The 5,111-nt window shown below is 43.0% G+C and carries 5 protein-coding genes and 1 pseudogene; 3 read left to right on the forward strand and 3 right to left on the reverse strand.

Annotation, left to right across the window (positions count from 1 at the left end):
• Positions 1 to 91: 91 nt before the first annotated feature.
• The gene (locus V7L31_RS08815; RefSeq protein WP_334695869.1) at positions 92 to 1,645 is read right to left on the reverse strand and encodes an NAD(P)H-hydrate dehydratase; all 1,554 of its coding nucleotides are present in this window, start codon (positions 1,643 to 1,645) and stop codon (positions 92 to 94) included.
• Positions 1,646 to 1,743: 98 nt separating this feature from the next.
• Positions 1,744 to 2,643, reverse strand: a complete 900-nt coding sequence (locus V7L31_RS08820) for a hypothetical protein (RefSeq protein WP_334695870.1) — start codon at positions 2,641 to 2,643, stop codon at positions 1,744 to 1,746.
• A gap of 272 nt (positions 2,644 to 2,915) precedes the next feature.
• Here V7L31_RS08820 and mnmA point away from each other — a divergent pair.
• The 3 genes and pseudogenes from mnmA to V7L31_RS08835 all read left to right on the forward strand — a co-directional run.
• Positions 2,916 to 3,983, forward strand: a pseudogene (mnmA, locus tag V7L31_RS08825) (tRNA 2-thiouridine(34) synthase MnmA); the annotation flags it as partial.
• A gap of 116 nt (positions 3,984 to 4,099) precedes the next feature.
• The gene (locus V7L31_RS08830; protein ID WP_334695871.1) at positions 4,100 to 4,414 is read left to right on the forward strand and encodes a hypothetical protein; all 315 of its coding nucleotides are present in this window, start codon (positions 4,100 to 4,102) and stop codon (positions 4,412 to 4,414) included.
• Positions 4,407 to 4,805, forward strand: a complete 399-nt coding sequence (locus V7L31_RS08835) for a hypothetical protein (RefSeq protein ID WP_334695872.1) — start codon at positions 4,407 to 4,409, stop codon at positions 4,803 to 4,805. Before V7L31_RS08830 ends, V7L31_RS08835 begins: the two co-directional genes overlap by 8 nt.
• A gap of 18 nt (positions 4,806 to 4,823) precedes the next feature.
• Here V7L31_RS08835 and V7L31_RS08840 read toward each other — a convergent pair whose 3' ends face one another.
• Positions 4,824 to 5,024 (reverse strand): ribbon-helix-helix domain-containing protein, encoded by a 201-nt coding sequence (locus V7L31_RS08840; RefSeq protein ID WP_334695873.1) that lies wholly within the window; start codon positions 5,022 to 5,024, stop codon positions 4,824 to 4,826.
• Between the last annotated feature and the right edge of the window lie 87 nt (positions 5,025 to 5,111).

Genomic DNA, 5,111 nt, shown 5'->3' on the forward strand with positions numbered 1-5,111 from the left:
ACACCTATTTGCCTAAAAAACCGTCGATTGATATTTACCCAAAAGATTTACCTGCACTTCCTCCTGCCGTTTTCTAAACGTCGAACTCACGTTAAATTAAAGCCTTCATTAAATATTGTGTCAATGTAAACGCATCTACACCTAATTCAGTACGCTCTTGGGCGGCTATTATACCTGCTTGGGAATGCCACCAGGCGGCAGTTGCGACAATATCTTCTATGGAAATCTGTTTAGTTGCGGCTTGCGCTAACAGTCCGCCCAGTAGCCCAGTTAACACGTCACCGCTACCGCCACGAGCTAAGGCAGGTGTGCTTTCAGGAACAATCCAAACGTCACCTTGAGGGTTAGCGATCGCAGTTCTTGCCCCTTTTAACAACACTATCGCCCCACTTTGGGCGGCTGCTTCTTGTACTGCTTTCACTCTGTCATATTTAGCATCGGCAACATCAGGAAACAATCGCTCAAATTCGCCAGTGTGGGGTGTGAGTACGGTTACTGCTTGGCGTTTTTTTAATGTGGCGATCGCTCCCATCTGTGCCAAGATATTTAAACCATCGGCATCGAGAAGCAAAGGGCGATCTCTCTTAATCGCTTCTTGCACAATGGGCGTAGCATCTCGTGTTAAACCGGGGCCACAGGCGATCGCATTAAAGGAACTCAGATCGGTATTTTCTGGTAGTTGTAGGTGGGCAATCGCTCCAGTTTCCGTCTCTGGGCAACCGACAATTAGCGCTTCTGGCAAGTGTGACACCAAAAGAGATTTTAGGGATTCGGGTACGGCAATCGAAAGCATCCCCACACCACTCGCCCGCGCCCCCAAACCAGTTAAAATTGCTCCACCCGCATAGCGCCGCGAACCACAAATTAGTAGTAAATGTCCTTGCTTATATTTGTGAGTAACTGCTGGACGGGGTAAAGGTAAAGTAGCAAGTGCTGTTGCTGGTGTAATACGTTTAATTCTGGGTGCATCTTGTAGAACAGCTTCTACATCAGCTAAAGGAATATCAAAATCGATTAACTCAGCTTTACCGAGATATTCCAACGCCTGATCTTGGAAGAAAGCTAGTTTCCATAAACCTAAGCAAAATGTGTGAGTAGCGCGAATGGCAGTTCCTAATACTTCACCTGTATCGGTGTGTAAACCTGAAGGTAAATCGATACTATAAATCGGCACAGACAATTTATTTAGCTGATTAATTGCAGAGACGATGGGATCAGTCAAGTTTCTTTCTAAACCAAGCCCAAACAAGCCATCAATCAACAAATCAGAATCGGGCAATTGCTCAATTGTTTGATAAATTGGAATGCCTAAACTCTGAGCATATTGCAAGTGCAGCGAAGTTAATTCTTTGAGCTTAGAAAAAGGAGAATAAATCCAAACCTCACACCCACGAAAGTGTAATTCACGGGCTACGACTAAAGCATCGCCACCATTGTGACCGGGGCCGACCAGAATTCCCACACGAGATCCCCTTAAAAAGAGGGTGTTTGAAAAAATCTCTGGAATGCGACGGGCAATTAATCCTGCCACCTTTTCCATCAAAGCAACTACAGACATTCCTGCTGCAAAGATCCGCTTTTCAACATCGCGCATCTGCCCAGCAGTCACTACGACTTGCGAAATTTGTTCTTGCCTATCTTTCATGAGTGCTGTTAGCGGTAGCGGGGCGTTTAGCCCGTGCTGAGTTATGAGTTTAATTTTACTCCCCAATTCCCAGTCCCCAGTCCCCAATCCCCTCTTTCTTACTTCCCGTAGTAAACTCTAGCATTAGCGTATCCGATATTTCGCAAATACTTATTCCATTCTTCGGCTTGGTATCGATCGGGGAAAGGCCCTACTGCTACGTGTGGCCCTCGTGGTTGCGTCCTTTCGAAGACTCCGCCAGATCGGCCTAAACCTTGACTAAATTGGGCTATATTCTGCCTAATTTGTGCTGCGATCGTAGGTAACTGTTCTGGAGTGGTGGGAATGGCGACATAATATCTAGAGACTGACCTATTAGCAGCATTTATACTACTTGGATCTCTTAACGATCCTCTATTGCCTACATCTATTTCCTGTCCGTTAGTAAAGCTAATAATCCGAGTGTTATATATGCCTCGTGACTGTAGTTCATTTACCCGTTGTTGGGCGTTAGATACCCTATTAAAAACTCCTGACTGAATTACACTCCGTCCTTGGTAATTGCGAATGTAAGCACTGGGTTCAATCTGACGTATTGCTTGTAGTGTCTGGAAATCACTACCATCAACGTAAACTAAGTAGCGCTCAAGGTTCTGGCCATATTGACTAAACTGTGCAGGTTGGGGTGGCTGAAAATTCTGCTCTAATTGATTGTTCTGTAATGGTTGAGAGGGCTGAAAGTTCAGTTCAGATTGATTGTCCTGTACTAGTTCCGTCGGTTGTAACTGCGATGATGGCTGTTGACCAAAGGGAATTGGTGGTGTCGGTAAAGTTTCACCTGCTTGTTGAGCTAGTAGCACATTGTTGTGGATTTGTGCTTGTGCTGGGGTAGAGTCGGGAATTAGCACTAACCATCCTCCCACTAACAAGGAGAGAAGTCTGATTGTGGGCTTCCAACCCTCAGAACTTCGACGCAGCAGTTGAAATGGGATAAATTGACTGGGTATTTCTCTCGACATAATAGTTAGAAAGTAGTCAAAGTATTTTTAGGCAATTTCTATCAGGAACTAATTAGTTCACCGTTGTAGCAACTATATAGCGTTAATGTAAAATTAGTCATCTGCGTGGCAAAAAATACATCTGTCACTAATTTTAGATAAAGATGATGACAGAGTGAGTAGCGATATTTACGACGGGCTACGCCTACACTAATTCAATTGCTTTAAAACTGAAGTGCTTTAGTAGCAAGGCAATGAAAGAGTGTGTGCTACAATTGGACAACCACGCAGCTTGTCGTGCTTTTATGAAAAAAGTCGTCGTTGGTCTTTCTGGTGGCGTTGACAGTTCCACCGCCGCAGCTATCCTGCACCATCAGGGGTATGAAGTGATTGGTTTGACTCTTTGGCTAATGAAAGGCAAAGGTCAATGTTGCTCTGAGGGTATGATCGACGCGGCTGATCTCTGTGAACAACTGGGCGTTCCCCATCAGATTGTAGATATTCGGGATCTGTTTCAGACGCATATTGTCGATTACCTAGTAACTGGTTACAGTGCTGGGATCACGCCATTGCCTTGCTCGCAGTGCAATAAAACGGTGAAGTTTGGGCCAATGGTGCAATATGCTCGTGAAGAATTGGGATGCGATCGCATTGCCACTGGTCATTATGCCCGAATTAGCTATGACGAGGCAACTGGACGTTACCAGTTATTAAGGGCTATTGACCGCAACAAAGACCAGTCATACTTTCTCTATGATTTGTCTCAAGATTTACTTGCAGCCACGATATTTCCTCTAGGCGAACTAGAAAAAACTGATACGCGCCGGATTGCGAATGAATACGGACTGAAAACTGCTGATAAGCCAGAAAGTCAAGACTTATGCTTAGTGGAAAGTAACGGTTCCATGCGGGCATTTTTGGATAAATATTTAGCTCCCAAAACAGGCGATATTGTCGATACCACAGGCAAAATTTTGGGACAGCATGATGGCGTCCATCACTACACTATTGGCCAGCGCAAAGGCTTGGGGATTGCGGCTGCCGAACCGTTGTATGTGATTGAATTAGATGCAGAAAATAATAAAGTAGTAGTAGGCGATCGCACTAAGGTAACTCAGCCAGAATGCACAGTAAATCGGGTAAATTGGGTTTCTATTGCTGAACCATCCACCCCAATTCATGCCCAAGTGCAAATTCGCTATCGTTCAACACCTACACCAGTGACAGTGATTCCGTTGGAAAACTCCCGTGTGCGTTTGGTATTTGATGAACCCCAAATCAGCATCACCCCCGGACAAGCGGCGGTGTGGTATGACGGTGAGAAAGTGTTAGGTGGCGGAATAATTGAACAGTTTAGTTAAGAATAACTCTTACCCTGTTTTGGCATAAACCAAAACTACCCTTCCTTACAAGTGAGGAAGGGTATTTTTATTTTTAAATGGGATATATGTCGGAAGAACCTATCTCTGATCAGTTTTTGATACAGCTATTAGAAGGCTATACTTCTACAGAGGCGGCAGAGATTCAACAATACATAAGTGAGTGGAATGCTGCTACCTATACCAGTGTTGCCCAGAGTATCTTAGACCATGCTAATAGAAAAGGAATCGACCCATTAAGGTATTTACGCAAAGCTCATAACTTTAATAAAAAAGGAGCGATTAGAGTTCCGAAAACTGGATATCGTGGAGATAGTTCAGCTGTATACCGTAAAGGCAATGAATATCTGATTGTCAGACCTGACCAATATGGTATTGAAAAGATAGTTACTTATGGAGTCAATGATGACTAAAGCAATTTTAAATCAGCAAGAATTAGTTAAGAGAAATATTAGTCAATTATTAGTACAATTAACTAATATTTATCAAAATACACGTGGCGAACGACAAGAAATTTCTATTCAGTTTCCAGCAGAAGATGAAGAGTTTTCCTTTTTAGAAGAACTGGAACTTTTAACAGTAAATCTTAGAGGTTATGCAAGTCAAATTCAAAGCATAGGTCAGATTGTCAATCAAGACCAGGCAATTGAGCAATTACAAGCTATGCGAGTTTTAAATATACCTCAGATTGCGAGTTTTTATTTTGGCAGTAATGGCAATTATGAGCAGATAAAGAGTTACATTAGAACGTTAGATTACTTGCGGTTACTACTATTGGAATATTTGCAGTTTAAGAGTGACTAAAATCATCAAAAACTACTTCTATCTAATTGACCCTTTATGCTTGGCGATTCTTTCCCGCACAACTTGGCGTATATCTTCCCAATCATCAGGAGTCATCTCAGTTGCATTCCCAGAATTTAGACCTTCTAAAAGCATCGTTTCCAAACGTTCAGCCGCTTGACGCTTTTGGTCTTGGCGCACTAACTCACGGAAATATTCACTGACACTGCTGTAACCCACATTCCGCACCCTTAACTGTCACAATCGGTTATTACGGAATTTGCTTGATAGAAAATGAGTAAAAAATTACATTTATCTCAAAAAAAC

Source organism: Nostoc sp. (genome assembly GCF_036916655.1).
GTDB lineage: Bacteria > Cyanobacteriota > Cyanobacteriia > Cyanobacteriales > Nostocaceae > Nostoc.

What these genes read in the sequence shown, in the direction of transcription:
- V7L31_RS08835 (WP_334695872.1), top strand. Translation starts at nt 4,407, where the DNA reads ATGACTAAAGCAATTTTAAATCAGCAAGAATTAGTTAAGAGAAATATT.
- V7L31_RS08815 (WP_334695869.1), bottom strand. Translation starts at nt 1,645, where the DNA reads ATGAAAGATAGGCAAGAACAAATTTCGCAAGTCGTAGTGACTGCTGGG.
- V7L31_RS08820 (WP_334695870.1), bottom strand. Translation starts at nt 2,643, where the DNA reads ATGTCGAGAGAAATACCCAGTCAATTTATCCCATTTCAACTGCTGCGT.